The sequence below is a fragment of the Loktanella sp. IMCC34160 genome (genome assembly GCF_004145845.1).
Taxonomy (GTDB): Bacteria; Pseudomonadota; Alphaproteobacteria; order Rhodobacterales; family Rhodobacteraceae; genus SELP01.
The window spans coordinates 13,526-28,225 of record NZ_SELP01000003.1; the positions used below are offsets into that span (position 1 = coordinate 13,526).

Annotated in this window: 21 protein-coding genes; 10 read left to right on the forward strand and 11 right to left on the reverse strand. The window is 56.4% G+C overall.

Annotated elements, in window-relative coordinates; translation table 11 throughout:
* Window positions 1-143: 143 nt before the first annotated feature.
* Both EU803_RS08240 and EU803_RS08245 read right to left on the reverse strand, forming a co-directional pair.
* On the reverse strand, window positions 144-353 hold the full coding sequence (locus EU803_RS08240; RefSeq protein WP_129681686.1) for a hypothetical protein: 210 nt from the start codon (window positions 351-353) through the stop codon (window positions 144-146).
* A 4-nt stretch (window positions 354-357) separates the two neighbouring features.
* On the reverse strand, window positions 358-687 hold the full coding sequence (locus EU803_RS08245) for a DUF2188 domain-containing protein (protein ID WP_242494318.1): 330 nt from the start codon (window positions 685-687) through the stop codon (window positions 358-360).
* Here EU803_RS08245 and EU803_RS08250 point away from each other — a divergent pair.
* Together EU803_RS08250 and EU803_RS08255 are read left to right on the forward strand one after the other, a co-directional pair.
* Window positions 686-1,051 carry a helix-turn-helix transcriptional regulator gene (locus tag EU803_RS08250; RefSeq protein WP_129681687.1) on the forward strand — a complete coding sequence of 122 codons (366 nt, stop codon included), beginning with the start codon at window positions 686-688 and terminating at the stop codon, window positions 1,049-1,051. The two genes, EU803_RS08245 and EU803_RS08250, sit on opposite strands and share 2 nt — an antisense overlap.
* Window positions 1,038-1,610, forward strand: a complete 573-nt coding sequence (locus EU803_RS08255; RefSeq protein WP_129681689.1) for an ImmA/IrrE family metallo-endopeptidase — start codon at window positions 1,038-1,040, stop codon at window positions 1,608-1,610. Before EU803_RS08250 ends, EU803_RS08255 begins: the two co-directional genes overlap by 14 nt.
* A gap of 31 nt (window positions 1,611-1,641) precedes the next feature.
* Here EU803_RS08255 and EU803_RS08260 read toward each other — a convergent pair whose 3' ends face one another.
* Together EU803_RS08260 and EU803_RS08265 are read right to left on the reverse strand one after the other, a co-directional pair.
* Complete coding sequence (locus tag EU803_RS08260; protein ID WP_129681691.1) at window positions 1,642-1,944, reverse strand: hypothetical protein; 303 nt, start codon at window positions 1,942-1,944, stop codon at window positions 1,642-1,644.
* Between the two features lie 58 nt (window positions 1,945-2,002).
* Window positions 2,003-2,317 carry a hypothetical protein gene (locus tag EU803_RS08265; RefSeq protein WP_129681693.1) on the reverse strand — a complete coding sequence of 105 codons (315 nt, stop codon included), beginning with the start codon at window positions 2,315-2,317 and terminating at the stop codon, window positions 2,003-2,005.
* 689 nt (window positions 2,318-3,006) lie between these two features.
* Here EU803_RS08265 and EU803_RS08270 point away from each other — a divergent pair.
* The 4 genes from EU803_RS08270 (at window position 3,007) to EU803_RS08285 (ending at window position 5,857) form a co-directional block, all read left to right on the forward strand.
* Entirely contained in the window at window positions 3,007-3,876 is an 870-nt protein-coding gene (locus EU803_RS08270) for a TIR domain-containing protein (protein WP_129681695.1), read from the forward strand.
* Window positions 3,873-4,412: a recombinase family protein gene (locus EU803_RS08275; RefSeq protein ID WP_129681697.1), complete on the forward strand. Its 540-nt coding sequence runs from the start codon at window positions 3,873-3,875 to the stop codon at window positions 4,410-4,412. The genes EU803_RS08270 and EU803_RS08275 overlap by 4 nt, the downstream gene beginning before the upstream one ends.
* 85 nt (window positions 4,413-4,497) lie before the next feature.
* Complete coding sequence (locus EU803_RS08280) at window positions 4,498-5,094, forward strand: hypothetical protein (RefSeq protein ID WP_129681699.1); 597 nt, start codon at window positions 4,498-4,500, stop codon at window positions 5,092-5,094.
* Between the two features lie 4 nt (window positions 5,095-5,098).
* Complete coding sequence (locus EU803_RS08285) at window positions 5,099-5,857, forward strand: abortive infection family protein (RefSeq protein ID WP_129681701.1); 759 nt, start codon at window positions 5,099-5,101, stop codon at window positions 5,855-5,857.
* 57 nt (window positions 5,858-5,914) lie between these two features.
* Here the strand turns inward: EU803_RS08285 and EU803_RS08290 are convergent, their stop codons facing one another.
* The 4 genes from EU803_RS08290 to EU803_RS08305 form a co-directional block, all read right to left on the reverse strand.
* Complete coding sequence (locus EU803_RS08290) at window positions 5,915-7,243, reverse strand: MvaI/BcnI family restriction endonuclease (protein WP_207209182.1); 1,329 nt, start codon at window positions 7,241-7,243, stop codon at window positions 5,915-5,917.
* The gene (locus EU803_RS08295; RefSeq protein ID WP_129681703.1) at window positions 7,236-7,697 is read right to left on the reverse strand and encodes a very short patch repair endonuclease; all 462 of its coding nucleotides are present in this window, start codon (window positions 7,695-7,697) and stop codon (window positions 7,236-7,238) included. Before EU803_RS08295 ends, EU803_RS08290 begins: the two co-directional genes overlap by 8 nt.
* Complete coding sequence (dcm, locus tag EU803_RS08300) at window positions 7,690-8,910, reverse strand: DNA (cytosine-5-)-methyltransferase (RefSeq protein WP_129681705.1); 1,221 nt, start codon at window positions 8,908-8,910, stop codon at window positions 7,690-7,692. The genes EU803_RS08295 and dcm overlap by 8 nt, the downstream gene beginning before the upstream one ends.
* 472 nt (window positions 8,911-9,382) lie before the next feature.
* Complete coding sequence (locus EU803_RS08305) at window positions 9,383-9,805, reverse strand: helix-turn-helix transcriptional regulator (protein ID WP_242494319.1); 423 nt, start codon at window positions 9,803-9,805, stop codon at window positions 9,383-9,385.
* A gap of 368 nt (window positions 9,806-10,173) precedes the next feature.
* On the opposite strand from EU803_RS08305, the gene EU803_RS08310 reads away from it, so the two are divergent.
* Window positions 10,174-11,268 (forward strand): tyrosine-type recombinase/integrase, encoded by a 1,095-nt coding sequence (locus EU803_RS08310; protein WP_129681706.1) that lies wholly within the window; start codon window positions 10,174-10,176, stop codon window positions 11,266-11,268.
* A 66-nt stretch (window positions 11,269-11,334) separates the two neighbouring features.
* Here the strand turns inward: EU803_RS08310 and EU803_RS08315 are convergent, their stop codons facing one another.
* Complete coding sequence (locus EU803_RS08315; protein WP_129681708.1) at window positions 11,335-11,775, reverse strand: hypothetical protein; 441 nt, start codon at window positions 11,773-11,775, stop codon at window positions 11,335-11,337.
* 163 nt (window positions 11,776-11,938) lie between these two features.
* Here EU803_RS08315 and EU803_RS08320 point away from each other — a divergent pair, with 163 nt between their 5' ends.
* Entirely contained in the window at window positions 11,939-12,292 is a 354-nt protein-coding gene (locus EU803_RS08320; RefSeq protein WP_129681710.1) for a hypothetical protein, read from the forward strand.
* 3 nt (window positions 12,293-12,295) lie between these two features.
* Here EU803_RS08320 and EU803_RS08325 read toward each other — a convergent pair whose 3' ends face one another.
* Together EU803_RS08325 and EU803_RS08330 are read right to left on the reverse strand one after the other, a co-directional pair.
* A complete protein-coding gene (locus EU803_RS08325) occupies window positions 12,296-13,000 on the reverse strand; it encodes a hypothetical protein (RefSeq protein WP_129681712.1) in 705 nt (234 codons plus the stop codon).
* Entirely contained in the window at window positions 12,972-13,253 is a 282-nt protein-coding gene (locus tag EU803_RS08330; protein ID WP_129681714.1) for a hypothetical protein, read from the reverse strand. Before EU803_RS08330 ends, EU803_RS08325 begins: the two co-directional genes overlap by 29 nt.
* A 168-nt stretch (window positions 13,254-13,421) precedes the next feature.
* On the opposite strand from EU803_RS08330, the gene EU803_RS08335 reads away from it, so the two are divergent.
* Together EU803_RS08335 and EU803_RS08340 are read left to right on the forward strand one after the other, a co-directional pair.
* The gene (locus EU803_RS08335; protein ID WP_129681716.1) at window positions 13,422-13,871 is read left to right on the forward strand and encodes a hypothetical protein; all 450 of its coding nucleotides are present in this window, start codon (window positions 13,422-13,424) and stop codon (window positions 13,869-13,871) included.
* 129 nt (window positions 13,872-14,000) lie between these two features.
* Complete coding sequence (locus EU803_RS08340; RefSeq protein ID WP_129681718.1) at window positions 14,001-14,639, forward strand: ribonuclease HII; 639 nt, start codon at window positions 14,001-14,003, stop codon at window positions 14,637-14,639.
* The last annotated feature ends 61 nt before the right edge of the window (window positions 14,640-14,700 follow it).

Consider the following 14,700-nt stretch of genomic DNA (forward strand, 5'->3'; position numbering starts at 1 on the left):
CGCAGGCGACGTAATGGCTAGTGCAACTCCAATGAGGCTGAGAGAACTCATATATTTTCTTGCTTTTCGAAAGAAAAAAGGCGCGATCAGAAACCTGAACCGCGCCTAAGTTGAGAAGTTATGGGAGGAGGTTATCCGGGGCCTCAACGCCCGAGCCGCTTGTAGAAGCGGTCCATGTTTGCTGCATCCCCTTCAACTTCGAGCCCTTTATGGGTCTTGCGGACCCGCAGTCCCGAGGAACTTGCGGCCTGCTGAAGCTTGCGCTCGACCTCTTGGTTGAAGTCACGGGTCATGGCGTTCGCAAGCGAACGGCCATTCGTAAAAGTGCGTCCTTTGTATTTCAGCTTCATCATCGCATCAGCCTTTCGGAGGATAGGGGTCATTGCCATAGCTGTAAGCTTCACGGAATCGCGCATCGCGGCCTTGAATCCTCAGCTCAGCCTCTTGGTTACGTGCGATACCCCGACCGAAGTCGATGGCCTCGCGTTGCGTGTCGAACTCCCGGGTCAGGCGTTGATTGCCTTCACCCCGGACGCCCCACTTGTCGCCGTGGCGGACGACATATTGGTTTTTGCCACTTGACATTTTCGCTTTCCTTTCGGTTGCGAGTTGGAGTAACGATTGCAAGATCGCAACCGAGTCATATATTGCGACATAGAGGGGAGATTGCAAGAGTGAAATCGACATGAAAGAGCAGTTCCTCAATGAGGCTTTCTACAACGCGCTGGATGCCCACCGTCAGGCGAAGAAACTGACGTGGAAGGCGGTTGCTGAAAAAGCCAAGGTGAGTGCTTCGACTTTGACACGGATCGCCCAGGGCAAACGCCCGGACGTCGATACATTAGCCGCACTTTGTAAGTGGTCTGGTTTGAGTGCAGACGACTTTATTGCGTATGATGAAGTTGCGGCGCGACCTGAGCCTTTGGCCGAGATTGTTGGCCACCTTCGAGCGGATAAAAACCTGAAACCCGAAGGAGCACAGGCAATCGAAGTAATGATCCGGGCCGCCTACGAGCAGTTCCGTAAGGAGAAGGTGGGTGGCGAAGACTAAACTACGCCGTGGATTTGTGGCTGAAGCACATAGATGGGCCGATGATTTAAGGGGCGAGCTGGACCTCGCCCCTCATGACCCGCTGTGTCCAAAGCGGCTTGCACGGCATCTTGAAGTACCCATCTATCCGCTTTCAAAGCTTCCAGAATGTGAGGAGCAGCAGGCGCTTCTTGAGAAGCGTCAGGGCTACGATTTTTCAGCAGCAGCCTGCTTCGAGGGAAGAGCTGCGTTCATCCTGCTCAATGACGCCCACGATCCAAAGCGACAAGTTTCAGATATAGCCCATGAACTGGCGCACATCCTTCTTGGACATCCACCAGCAAACCCGTTTCAGCCTGACGGCATCCGGGATTTCCTTCCGGAGCATGAGATGGAAGCAGAGCGGCTTGGACCAACACTATTGATCTCGGACGCAGCTGCCCTTCGTGCCTACAAGCTAGTTAGCGAGAGCGCTTACACCCTCTACAGTCTTTCGGACGAATGGGGGATCACGAGAGATGTGATTCAGATGCGCATCAATCTCTCGGGAGCAAAAAAGCGCCTCGGAAAAGCAGCTTAGCCGACTAGAAGGTAGTTTAGGAGCAAGACCGCTACTGCCATCTACTCATGAAAGTCCGTATGCCGTAGAGAATAACGACAACGCCAAGCGCAATCCCAGCGATGCCGACACTACCCGTCGATACTTCAATGATACCTAGTAGGTTTATCGTGCTTTCGGCTTCGTCGTCCGATGCCAAGGCGACGAGGTAGATTCCCATACCTGCGATCACGATGCCGCAGAACATTACTGCGTAGATGAGGCGCTGAAGACGGTCTCTCATATCAAGAATCAAAAAGTCCTTAGGCGTTAATGTCTGTGGGGCTTCCTTTCGAAACCCCTTGAGGCTTGCCACAACTCGTTCCTCGAAGTGTTCTCACAAGGAGAAAAAGGTACACAAATGCACACCTTTTTCAACCATAACCATGTGCCAAGTTTTCGCTACGGCTCTTCTCGCTCGAGTTTGATTGGCCAGAACGCGCCTGCAACTTTGCTCTCGTTGCAGCGGCATTCAGGGCTGGCATCTGAAGTTCTCGATAAACCTGGTTGGCCTCATTTATCGAGGCGATGGTATTTCCATTCTTAACCTCAGACACAGCCCACTCCAGAAGAGTGAGAGCATTATTGAATAGTTCTCTATTAGAGTCTGCGCCAATGTCTTTCATCAGCGCCTTGATCTCATGAATTCGATCGTCTTTGACGTCGAACTGGAGGCGAGTTTTCGACATTTTAGTCTCCTAGCTTGCTAACTTACGGCGGGGCTGGACTCCTGCCATCACGCACCTCGACCTTTGAGGGAGAGCGCGGGGTCGGATCCAGCAAAAATTCTTTTGGTTGCAGCTCAATTGGCTGCGCCTTGGTCATAGTTCTGGGTAGTGGCTTTGGTTCCGAAACTGATTTGGCTTCGAATTTTTCTTTTTGGAGCCTCATGAGGTCCCTCCTTGTCGGGCGGGGCGTGCAAGAGCACTTCGTTTAAGTCAAGCATGTCTACAATCCTAAATAAGTTTCTGATTTGGGGTTCTGGCCTACGCTAAGGCTCAGGAATTTTTGCACTAATCAACATTCTTCGGTCTCCTGATCGGTGCTTCCGAGAGGGAAGTACGATGTATATAGGGCATTATTTGCCTCTCGTCAAGGTGCTATAGGGATGTGATGGGGGTGTAAAAAAGGAGGTCAATACGAGGTAACATGGGTTCTTGCCGCTTGCGGCGTGTCGGGGGGGGTGCAAGGTAGGCATTGTTCGGAAAGCAAGCAGAGCAAGGACAGAAAGGGTCGTTTTTGACCAGGTGCTCTGCCCTACCCAGGATCAATCTCTTAGCCAGGACAATAACCCCCAGCAAAACCTCTATGGTTTTGGCAGGTTTTTGTCCTAGCGCAGCTCCTATGGATGGCGCGTTCTGTAAAGAGAGGACCGGGCTTGTATAACCTATTTGTTTCCGCAAACGACGAGGCTTGGAATGGAGAGCCGTGGCAGATCGAGCGAAGCCGTTGCGTCCGCGAATACACCAGCGATGAAATACATGAACGTTACGGTTCTCTTGATGCGGCAGCCGTGGACCACTTACGGCGGTTGCCATGTATCTTCGCTTACGAGTCCTTCAACCAGATTGACCCGCACTTCGGCTTAATCCGCGATCTGACCGTCCGCCCCGGTGAAGTTCGGGTCGACTACGAGCTGCATCCGCTCAGTCACTTTCTGACAGCTTCTCAGCTCGAAGAGATGACCTTCGAGCTTGATATCGGAAAGTGGGAGATGAACAGAACCCATTGGGCCGTGAAAGATGTGGATCTTCCAGCGGAGCTGAGTCGAAAAGGGATCACTCTTCCAAGGTGGGCTTCTCGTGCAGGACCAAGGATCAACCTAGCGGATCACCAGTTCGACGTGGCCTTGTCCTTCCCGGGTGAGGCGAGAGCGTACGTCGAGGAAGTTGCAAAAAATCTGGAACGGCTTCTCGGCCCAGATCGGTACTTCTATGACAGGAACTATACCGGGCAACTTGCACGACCATCACTCGATACGTTTCTTCAGGCCATCTATCGGGACAGATCACGCATGGTGGTGGTCTTTGCTGGCGGTGATTATCAGCTCAAAGATTGGTGCGGCATCGAGTTTCGGGCTGTGAGAGAGATCATCAACGCACGTGAACACGATAGGATCATGTTCGTGCGAATGGACGACGGCGAAGTCGAAGGCATCTTTGGACACGACGGCTATGTCGACGCTCGACAACACAGCCCCTCTGACGTGGCCGGATTCATCGAGGAACGTGTAGCGGTGCTGTCATGATCATCGGATATGCCCGCGTTAGCACTGACGAACAAAGCCTCGATTCACAAACCGATGCCCTTTCGGAAGCTGGTGCCGAAAAGGTCTTTTCTGATAGGGTCAGCGGATCAAAGCGCGCGCGACCAGAGCTGGATAGGATGCTGGAGCAACTTCGCGACGGAGATATTGTGGCTGTCACCAAATACGACCGCCTTGCACGATCTCTCAAAGACCTTCTGGAGATCGTGGAGACGATCCGAGGGCGTGGTGCCGGTTTTCGGTCCCTTGCTGAAGACATCGACACCACGACGCCGGCTGGCCGTCTTGTGTTCCATGTCTTTGCATCCATCGCCCAGTTCGAGCGCGAGAGGATTTCAGAACGCACCAAGGAGGGTTTAGCTTCCGCTCGTAGGCGTGGCCGGATCGGCGGCAGGCCACCTGCTCTGTCGGTTGCACAAAAGGACGAAGTGCGCCGTATGCGAGATGAGGAACACCGCGGTATCCCGGAGATCGCTCGCCTGTTCAAAGTCAGTGAACGGACTGTCCGGCGCGCCTAACTGGAACAAAGAGAGTACATTGCCGACTGCCCCCGCACCATCTAGTATAGGTGCGCCTACCACCCACAAAATAGGGAATCACGCATTGCGGGCATTACAGCATTACATCAAGCGCAAAGCCGCCACGAACCTATTGCACGCACCGAGAACAGCAAAAGCACTGGGACGGCCATTCAACACGCACGTCACGATCAATTTTTGGCAGCTTGGATGTGATGAAACCGACATCTTTGATGTATTTGCCAAGCTGAGAAACGAAAGATTTCAGCGCTGGTCGAGCTACGCGCCTGTAGGGGCAGCGGTAACGCGCAATGGCCCGCCGACATATGCTTGGGTGATCGAGGCAGACAAAGGGCTACATCACATCCACTGGATGGTTCACATCGCGCACGATCAGTTGATGCATTTCTCTGGCTCGCTCAGGAAATGGCTGATCAAAATAAATGATGGCCAACCCATTTCCGACGATACCGATATGATTCAACAAATCGACAACGCCGAAGGGCTGAAGAAGTACCTTGCAAAAGGTACAGAGCCGCATTTTGCGCGCTTCTGTAATATCCGCCCACAAGACACTGGACCGGTACATGGGCGCAAGAGCGGGATAAGCCGGAACCTTGGTCCCGCGGAATGGATGCCTCGCAAGGCAGCATGGAAAGCAGCACGACGCAGGGCTGCTTGAAGGCATGAGCTACTTTGATGAAATCCCCGACGACAACGTCGAACGCGCTGAAATGATGGAAGGAATTCTGACGTCCAGAGCAACAGGAGGTGTTGGCGATAACGGCATATACGTGCAGCTGCGACGTGACTTTATGGCCGATCCAAACACGCGGGATTTGCTGCCAAAGTTCGTTCGCACATATCGCAACCTCGACGCATTCTGGCCGTTCATTAAGAACGAAGCGCCGTCGTATGCTGAACGGCGCGAGATCATCAGTCGTGCATTTACGCCTCTAATTGATCATCTTGAAGGGCGAAACACCGCGCCCGTGGACGCCGTGTCATCTGACATTCTTCAAAGCTTTGATGCCGAAGGTGTGCACACCGTTTGGGCGAAGGCAATGGAGCGGCGAACATCAGACCCCGAAGGTGCAATAACCATCGCGCGGACCCTGCTAGAAACCGTAAGTAAGCGCATTCTCGATGAATGCGGCCAAAGCTATTCTGACAAAGACGATTTGCCGAAGCTCTACAGCACTGCCACGAAGGCGCTCAACCTTGCGCCAAACCAACACACAGAAGAACCGATAAAAGCGATTCTGGGTGGTGCCATGAATCTCGTGAACGGCATCGGTACATTGAGAAATCGATTATCAGATTCGCATGGCCGTGGCGGTCGTTTGCCAGTTCGCCCCTCACCTCGACACGCCAGCCTAGCCGTCAACACTGCTGGAGCTATCGCTACATTCCTCGTTGAAACCTTCAACGAGCGCCAAAAGTGACAGGACCCTTGGCTATCAGGTGAAACGGTGAAATGGGTATCATGCTCTGTCAGCGGATCAGGCTAGTCGCTCTTGATTGCTGATCTGATAAAGCCCGTAAAGATCGCTGTGTTTCACTCTGAACTGGCTCCGGCGCTTGATCGCTGGAGACGGTGTGTCCGCGCGCTCCATCTTGATCCCAGGATCATAGTACACCCCACCTGACGCCAGCGCCTGCAACAGCAGCAGCACATCGGTGCCTTCGCACAACTCAACCCGCGCCCCATATGAATATTCGGGCGGTGGCCCGCGCATCAGAGAAGGCACATAGACAGCCTTTGCGTGTTTCCGGTTCCAGTGACCGATTACGCCTTTGAAGCCCCACGAGGCAGCAACCACGTCCCCCCTGTCGATCAGCGCTATCTGCCCGTCCACATCCGTGATCTTGCCCTTAGCGGGGTCGAACCCCTCCAGGACCAGTTTCAGACCCGTATCGGTGTGGAAATCCCGGCCACTGGCATAGACGCCGCCGAAGTTTATCCGACCTTCTTTGCCTGACTTGTCCGGATAGCCGTAGCGGCGCAGAAACGCCTCAACACCGTCATCCCGATACACCCCGCCGGTCGGTTCCGGTGTCATCAATGTGACCGGGCTTTTCGCAAGGTACTTCACGAAATCCCGCACGCCGTACTGTTTGACCTCCCAGCCCAGATAGTCCGGCTCTGCATACCCGTTGGGTGAGATTCCAAGTTCCGCCTCTAAGGTGTATCCACCGCCATTTCGGGCGTTGTAGGGGGTAGCCACCCCGTCCTTGCCCATCTTCTGTGACGGCACCCAGCCTTCGGCATGGATGCGGCGCAGAGCATCGAGCAGCATCTGTCGGGAGCTTGTCCCTTTCTGCCTAAGCGATTGCAGATCGAGGAAGACCCCTGAGGCTTCCAGCGTGTCCACTTTATCAGCCAGAGTCGCCGCTTCTGGTGTCTCTCTACCGACAACATGGCCGATAACCCGCCCGTCCGGGCAAACCCCGAAAAACAGCACCCGCCCTTCATCACGTGACCGCATCAGCGGCGCTGGCGCGCGCGCAGCGCCACGCAGAAAGCCGGACATGCGCACTTCAGGGTACCTGGGGTAGAGGATCAACTGAGCATCCGGCGCAGGTGCTATGCCTTGTTTGTCCATCCACCAGAAATCTACCGGCGCTTTTGCACGATCCCGTACAGACCCTGCGATCTGACTGCCGTCCTCTTCGATCTCACCATGCGGGATGATGTTCAGCGCGCCAAACCCGCCACCGAGATAAACCTGGTTCTTGGAGTTATCATTCGGAGCGAGCTGCTTAGCGTAGAAACGCGTCGCTCCATGAGCTGCCATCTGATCGAGAATACGAATAAGGGGGTCAGTCAATCCATTGGCCTTCAACACAAAACTGCTTTGTGTCAGAGGACAGCCAGAGGGAAAGGGAGTCAATCACTTCAGGCAAAGGCCACTTGCTTCGCCCCTTGAGGGCGCATTCCCATACGATGCCCACTCTCCAGCCCGCATCGAGAAGACGACCAAGAGCTTCAGTATCGCGCCGGGCATTGCCGTTGATCTTTTCACGCCAGAATTCCTGCCGGGTTTGCGGCCAGCGGAACAATGGGCAGTTATGCTGGTGCCAGAAACAACCATGCACGAAGATCACGGCGTGATGTTTTGGCAGAACAAGGTCAGGTCTGCCAGGAAGGCCCCTGCCCTGCAACCTGTAGCGAAACCCTTTGGCGTGCAGCCCGCGCCGGATCATCAACTCCGGCTTTGTGTCCTTCCCCCGGATCGCCGCCATGTTGCGGCGGCGCGCGTCGGCAGAATAAACGTCAGCCAACCTTTTGCAGCCGGGGCTGATCCATCAGCTTCAGGACGTGCGGCTGCATCAGCCGGGCGACTTCCGCAAAGACCGGCACGGCAACAGAATTCCCAAACTGCTTGTAGGCCTGAGTATCCGAAACCGGAATCCGGAAGCTGTCATCAAATCCCATCAGCCTCGCGCACTCACGCGGTGTAAGGCGACGTGGATTCCTGCCTTCACCGCGACTGACCAGGATTTCTGAGCCATCCTTGTAGTAGCGCGCCGACAGCGTCCTTGCGATGCTGTCGCCATCAACGAGGCCAAACCCGAACCCGTTACCTTTGGCCCGGTGCTTGGCAGCGTAGTCCTGCAGGTACGTCCAGAGCTTGTCTGTGAGCGTGTACTTGTCGCTGACCTTTGCATCCGGACCAACCGTGTAATGCCCTTCAGCGGCCTCAGTCCCGTTCTCAGGGTGCAGGATGTCCCGCATTCCCCTGCCCTGCCGTCCAGGCAGATGCAGCTCTTCAAAGCTGAAGTCCGTAGCTTCCCGGAAGCCGACCATAACGATCCGTTCCCGGTGCTGCGGCACAAAGTTTGCTGCGTCGATGATCTGGGTATGCAGCGTATACCCCAGCTCCTCGGTCAGAGCGCGCCGGATTACCTCAAACGTCCGACCCTTGTCATGGCTCTTCAGGTTCTTGACGTTCTCCAGCATGAAAGCTGCCGGGCGGTGGTGCATCAGGATGCGCAGCACGTCGAAAAACAACGTACCCTGGGTTTCATCGAGGAACCCATGCGCGCGTCCGAGCGCGTTTTTCTTGGACACGCCAGCGATCGAGAACGGTTGGCACGGGAACCCCGCCACAAGAACATCGTGATCCGGGATATCCTGAGGGTCTACCTCGCGGATATCTCCTGCGATGGGGCGGTTATCCGGGAAGTTGGCATGATAGGTCTGTTGAGCGAAACGATCCCATTCTGAAGTGAAGACACAACGACCCCCAGCGCCTTCCATGGCTCTACGCAGGCCGCCAATCCCCGCAAAGAGATCAATGAAGGAGAACGATGCGTTGCTGTCATGGCGCTGCCTTGAGCGCACTTCCATCCGAAGCAGTTTCATTACAGCTTCGCGGGGCACTTCCTCACCCCGTTTCCAGCGGTATAGGTGGCCTTCGGAATATCCCAGAGCGCTAGCGGCTTCGGGCATGGACCAGCCGCTCTGCGTCAGCAGCATCTCAAATTCTGTCATGTCAGGTCAGTTCCGCTCTGGCTTTATCTGGGAATTTTTCTGACACTCTGGCGTTAAGATTACCTAAAGACAAGAACATTTGGCGAAAACCATGCCTGTGACCAACGGAAAGGAACAGAAAACAGGACGAAGGCTCAAGGATAGGCTGCTGGCGCAGAACTCTTAGATCTCAATTCGCCTGCCGACTTCTTTTCGAACGATCAAAAGCGAAGCAAGGACTATGGCAGAGCAAAACATCAACAAGACCGAGAACATCACTGCAATCGCTTGAAAATTGGACATCAACTTCGAAGCGCTCAGGAATTGCGTCGACCACCAAGAAAGAAAGAAGCCAAACCCAGCGAAGTAGGACCGCGCAGCCCACTCTGTCCGGCTTTGAAGCCATGCAGACAAGGACTCCAAAACCGCTAACTTCTGAGATCTCCATTTCTGAGACGCACGGCAGATGTGAAGAGTGTTTTCCATTTCCAAATCAATCCATTACAAGTTCGATCCAAGTGTGAACGTCGTCATTGGTTATTTCCCTCCCTTCGACATGTGACTTGTACCAACGCGCGATGATAGCACCACGTTTCTCGCTCTTAATTCTGATGTTCTTTGAGTTAAGGTGCTGATCGAGAGAGGTTTCGATCTGCTTCAGCGCGTCGAAGTCGTGCCCTGCGCGAATTGCCCTAGTACCCAACAGTAGCCAAGGCACATCAACATCGAATTGTTCGCCGAACGCCACCAGAGCTTCGACAGGAATGCCGCGCTGGCCCTTTTCATAGCTGTGATAGGCCCTCGGCGAAACTCCAAGCGCTTTGGCCATCGCGGCCTGAGACAGGCCAGTTTCGTTGCGCGCAATGGCGAGACGCGCTCCCATCGATGCAAAAAGTTCAGCGTCTCTCCGCGCCATTCCTGGTTTCCAATTGACTTGTTCGTAATTCTCCGCTCACATCGCAAAAATTGACGAACAATTGCAGATATACGCATCTGAACACGTCAGATGGTGCTTAACAAGCGATTCCATGCGCATCCCTGAATTCAACTCTAGCGGACGAGGGTGACTGAAATGGCAGAGACTGAAAACTCAGATAGCTCGCAAATCCTAGGGCTTGGAAAGACACCGGCACAGTGGGTCGAGGTCATGGCTGGCATGGGGATCGACATCTCCGAGCGCACCTTGCGTGAGCGGGCGAATGACACCGGCGCGTTCTACCGACTGGGGCGGACAATGCTCATAACCCCCGCCCAGATCGACAAGATATTTGAAGGAGGCCCCTCATGCCGCTCCAAATCTACAAGAGGGGCCGCGTCTACTGGGCCAAGGGCTGGGTCGAATACAACGGCAGGCCAATCGCAGGCCCATACCGGCGAAGCACTAAGGCATCTACAGAAGCGGGCGCACGGGACTGGATAAACCGTGAGACCGAGATGCAGATACGTCGCCATATCGTTGGCGACGAGCCGAGCAAGACGTTCTCAGATGCGATCATGATCTACAATGCGTCCCCGAAGACGGCGAAGCAGCTCATCCCTATTGTGCAAGTGATCGGTGAAATGCCTTTGGGCGCGATTTCTGGCGCGCTTCTTAAGGGGCTTGGGCCGAAGCTGAAACCCAAAGCTTCGACCGATACCTGGTGGCGTGAAATCGTGACGCCCGCCAGCGCTGTGATCAACAACGCACACGAGTTGGAGGGGACGCCTCTTATTCGAGTGAAGCCCTACGATAAGTTCGAGAGAATCGCCCAAGACAAGCGTCGCGGTAAGCAGAGCCGGGTCGAACGCAAGCCAGCAGATAAGGTTTGGATCGAGGCGTTTTGCGGAGCCGCTGATCCATACAATGCGGCCCTCGTCCGGTTCATGTTCGAGACGGCGGCGCGGATTGATCAGGCGGTGTCAATTGAGCCGGACGATCTGCAGCCTTCAGAGGACAAGGTCAGGGTGAAAGCACAGAAAGGCCACCCCGAATGCTGGATCACTGTCTCAACTCAGATGATGGACGAACTCCTAGCGTTGCCGCCGAAGCGGCCGAAGAACCGCAAGACCGGCAAGCTGATGAAGCCCCGGGTCTTCGGCTATGGCAGCTCAACAGGCTACAACACCCGCTGGAAAACGATCTGCAAGCGCGCGGGCATCCCGTACCTTTCTGCCCACCCCGCAGGACGGCACGGTTTCTTCACGGAGCTTGTCGTCCGTCAGGGCGTCGATCCGGTTACAGCGGCCAAGGCGGGCCGCTGGTCAGACCCCAATTTGCCCATGCGCATCTATGCCCATGCGGAGACGGATGTGGCCGACGTCAGGGCCCGTTTTCGTACAAACCATGTACAGCCGGACACTGTACAAACACCCAAGAGCAAGAAATCAAACAAGGAATAGCGCTATGAACGGTTCCCTCCTAAGGGGCAGGTTACAGGTTCGAATCCTGTCGGGGTCACCATGCCGCTATCTGGACAGCGCCTCGATCATCGGGGCCGGGTCGGGAAAGCGTTCGCGCCCCTGCCATTGCATCAACACCTCGATTGGCTGGCCGTTCACCCCGGTGAAGTTGCCCGAGATGTCGCCCCGGAACCGCATGTATTTCTCGGCGACTACGCCAAAGCTGTCAGACAGGAACTGGCGGCCGTCCCGGTCACACAGAAATTGCCCGACGCCCGAGCCATCTTCATTGCGGACGGTCTTGCCTTCGCATTCCATCGACAGCCGGTCGTTCCAGTAGAAGAAGTTCGAATCCCCGTTCGGACGCCCGACGATAAAGCCGTAAAGAACGATCAACTCGCCATCCTCCATCCGGAAGACCGTGGTGGCAAAAAGGGCGATCCCACCGACCCGCTCGCCCAGATAATTCTGGCGCGGCACATCCCGGACCCGCGGTTCGGTTGGCAACAAAACCTCTGCCCGCAGCGGAGAAACGAGCCCCAGGCAGACGAAAAGGCTACTCCAGAATACGCGTGCCAATGTGCTACCCCCGTTCAAAGGTTTCGCCCGCCCGGTTGCATCGGACCGGTTTCCGGGCAAAGTCTTGTCCAAGTTACCTGTTCCGAGTGCCATGACAAAGCCCGCCATCGACCAAATGCAGGAAGTCGCGATCGCCGAGATCGCAACGGGCGATCCGCACAGGATCCGGCTGGTCGTGCAGAAACTTGCCAAGGGTTGGCCGGAAGAGAAGGCGCTGACGCTTTGTTTCGCCCTGACCGCCGCCGCATCCCATTTCGAAGACCTGATGCGCCCGACGGGGCGGATGCAGGATGCCGCGGCGAAAGCCTACAAGATGGCGGCCCTGGTCGCGGCGGATGTTCTTGCGATCGAGGCAATGGGGTTGGCCCCGGCCCGCGCGCGGGACCTCTTGATCTACTGGAAAAGGGTCGATCCTTACTTTTTGCATCCCGAAGGACGGAAGTAGCGCTCAAACCATCCGGATCACATCCTTGTCAATGGCGAGCACATAGCCCCGGCGCGCGATGTTCTTGACCAGAAGTTCCGACATCATCTGGTTGCCAAGACTGTCGCGCAGCCGCTTGATCCGCGTCGCCCCGGCCGCTTCTTCGCAATCCACCTCGGACCGACCGGAAATCACCGCCTCGATCTGGGCCCCCGTCAGGATCTCGTCGTCCATCCGCGCCTCGGCCAGCACGGACAGGGTTTCGATGGCCGCGTCCGTCAGCTTGAATTCGAAGTTATTCAACAGCACGACATTCTGGTCCCGGCTGATCAACAGGGAATTCACCTCGATCCCCTTGCGTTCGATCTGGCCCATCCGTCGATTCAGGACGATCAGCATGACAAGAAAGGCAACCGCCGCGATCAGAAGGGCCGTCGAGAAGACCAGCAACACGAAGATCACAAACCGGTAGCTGTCCAGCGTCTCCGAGAACGCCGTGCCGGACTGCGCAAGGATTTCCAAGAGCTTGATTTCCGCCTGCGCCGTCAGGTCGTCATTTTCCACGAACAGGCGTTCGACCCGTTCGTTGAATGCATTCGCGTCGGGAAGGTTGCTGAACAGGACAATGGCGGCCAGCGCCAGCAGTCCGACAATCGCCGCGATCCCAACAACGACGACCCTGTTTCCGGTCGTGCGCGCCTCAATAGCGGAGGTAGAATTCTCCTGCACTCGCTTCCCTTTCCTCAAGTCCGCTGTCGTCGAAGGTGTCGAGCACATTCAACAGTTGCCAGCCGCCTTGGGCAAGCCGATCCTGCAACTGGGCTTCGGCATTGTCGACGGAGCAATCCCCACGGATCTCGGCCACACCATAGTGGAGCCGAAGCGGGCTGTCCTGCTTTGCCTTGTAATCCGCATAGCAAGCGGCAGCGGCGCCATTCGCGGCGACGCCAAGCAACAGGGTAAGGGCGAGTGCGTTTTTCATGGCGCTACTCTGTGCATGGGGCGTGTTGATATTCAATATCCGATCCGGGACGCCCCCCGCTATCACCTATCCGCCGGTCGATATTGTGTGTCCCGTCCGGATCGCCCCACCCTTCCCTCATCCCTTGGCGCGGTTCTGCCGTCGTCTGACCAGATGAAAGGAAGACCCATGAAAAAGCCCCTGATCGCACTTCTTCTTTCCGCGACGATCGCGTGGACCGGCGCGGCGCCAACCGCCGTGCAGGCCGGTGATGACGAAGACCTTCTGCGGATTCTGCTGGGGATCGCGACGGTCGCCATCATTGCCGATGCGGTCAATGACCGGCGCAACCAGTCGCAACCGGCGAACAACGGACAGAACTGGAACCACCACGTCATCCCGTCGCGTCAGCGCGTGCTGCCAGCCGAATGCGTGGTCGAGGTGGATGTCCGCCGTGGCCGCGACATCACGATGCTGGGCCGCCGCTGCATGGAACGGAATTATCGTTGGGCGAACCGCCTTCCGGAACAATGCGAACTGACCGTCGAAACCCGTCGGCATGATCGCAGCGGTTACAGCATTCCTTGCCTGCGCCGCGCCGGATATGAAATCGGGCAACGCCGCGTGCGCCAGTACTGACCACCTATCGAGCAGTGACGCGGCGCCCCATCCTGTCGCGTCACACCCCCGGGGCGGAAGGGTCGGGCATGGCCTTCCGCCCCAACTTTTCCGGTTGCAGCGCGGGGCCGGATCAGGGCAGTCAAAGATATGGTGAAACCTGTCCCGGACCTGTCCTTCGAAACCGCCGCGCAAGCCCGCGGGCTGGCCCGCGTCGCCGGTGTGGACGAGGTTGGCCGCGGTCCGCTGGCCGGGCCGGTCACTGCCGCGGCGGTCATCCTGCACCCCGACCGGATTCCCGAGGGCCTAAACGATAGCAAGGCCCTGACCGAGAAACGGCGTGCGGCGCTTTATGACATCATCCTGCGCGATGCCGAGGTGTCCATCGCCCATGCCACCGTTGAAGAGATCGACAGCCTGAACATCCTGCGGGCCTCGCATCTGGCCATGGAACGCGCGGTTGCCGGGCTGCCCACGCGGCCCGATCACCTGTTGATCGACGGCAACATGATCCCGCGCGGCCTGACCCAATCGGCCGAAGCGATCGTGAAGGGCGACGCCCGGTCCCTGTCGATTTCGGCGGCCTCAATTGTGGCAAAAGTGTGCCGCGACAGGCTCATGGTGGGATTGGCGCAACAGTTCCCCGGCTACGGGTGGGAAAAGAACGCCGGATACCCCAGCCCGGCCCATAAAACCGCCCTTCAAAATCTTGGTGTGACCCCACACCATAGACGGTCGTTCAAGCCGGTGCACAATATCTTGTATCAAGGCAAAACAGTAACCCCTTGATTCAAAAAAGCTTTTGACAGCGAATCGGGTCTGACTCATTCTTGGCCTCAATCAACGAGCG

What these genes read in the sequence shown, in the direction of transcription:
- EU803_RS08240 (WP_129681686.1), bottom strand. Translation starts at nt 353, where the DNA reads ATGATGAAGCTGAAATACAAAGGACGCACTTTTACGAATGGCCGTTCG.
- EU803_RS08250 (WP_129681687.1), top strand. Translation starts at nt 686, where the DNA reads ATGAAAGAGCAGTTCCTCAATGAGGCTTTCTACAACGCGCTGGATGCC.
- EU803_RS08245 (WP_242494318.1), bottom strand. Translation starts at nt 687, where the DNA reads ATGTCGATTTCACTCTTGCAATCTCCCCTCTATGTCGCAATATATGAC.
- EU803_RS08265 (WP_129681693.1), bottom strand. Translation starts at nt 2,317, where the DNA reads ATGTCGAAAACTCGCCTCCAGTTCGACGTCAAAGACGATCGAATTCAT.
- EU803_RS08275 (WP_129681697.1), top strand. Translation starts at nt 3,873, where the DNA reads ATGATCATCGGATATGCCCGCGTTAGCACTGACGAACAAAGCCTCGAT.
- EU803_RS08285 (WP_129681701.1), top strand. Translation starts at nt 5,099, where the DNA reads ATGAGCTACTTTGATGAAATCCCCGACGACAACGTCGAACGCGCTGAA.
- dcm (WP_129681705.1), bottom strand. Translation starts at nt 8,910, where the DNA reads ATGACAGAATTTGAGATGCTGCTGACGCAGAGCGGCTGGTCCATGCCC.
- EU803_RS08305 (WP_242494319.1), bottom strand. Translation starts at nt 9,805, where the DNA reads ATGGCGCGGAGAGACGCTGAACTTTTTGCATCGATGGGAGCGCGTCTC.
- EU803_RS08310 (WP_129681706.1), top strand. Translation starts at nt 10,174, where the DNA reads ATGCCGCTCCAAATCTACAAGAGGGGCCGCGTCTACTGGGCCAAGGGC.
- EU803_RS08320 (WP_129681710.1), top strand. Translation starts at nt 11,939, where the DNA reads ATGACAAAGCCCGCCATCGACCAAATGCAGGAAGTCGCGATCGCCGAG.
- EU803_RS08330 (WP_129681714.1), bottom strand. Translation starts at nt 13,253, where the DNA reads ATGAAAAACGCACTCGCCCTTACCCTGTTGCTTGGCGTCGCCGCGAAT.
- EU803_RS08335 (WP_129681716.1), top strand. Translation starts at nt 13,422, where the DNA reads ATGAAAAAGCCCCTGATCGCACTTCTTCTTTCCGCGACGATCGCGTGG.
- EU803_RS08340 (WP_129681718.1), top strand. Translation starts at nt 14,001, where the DNA reads ATGGTGAAACCTGTCCCGGACCTGTCCTTCGAAACCGCCGCGCAAGCC.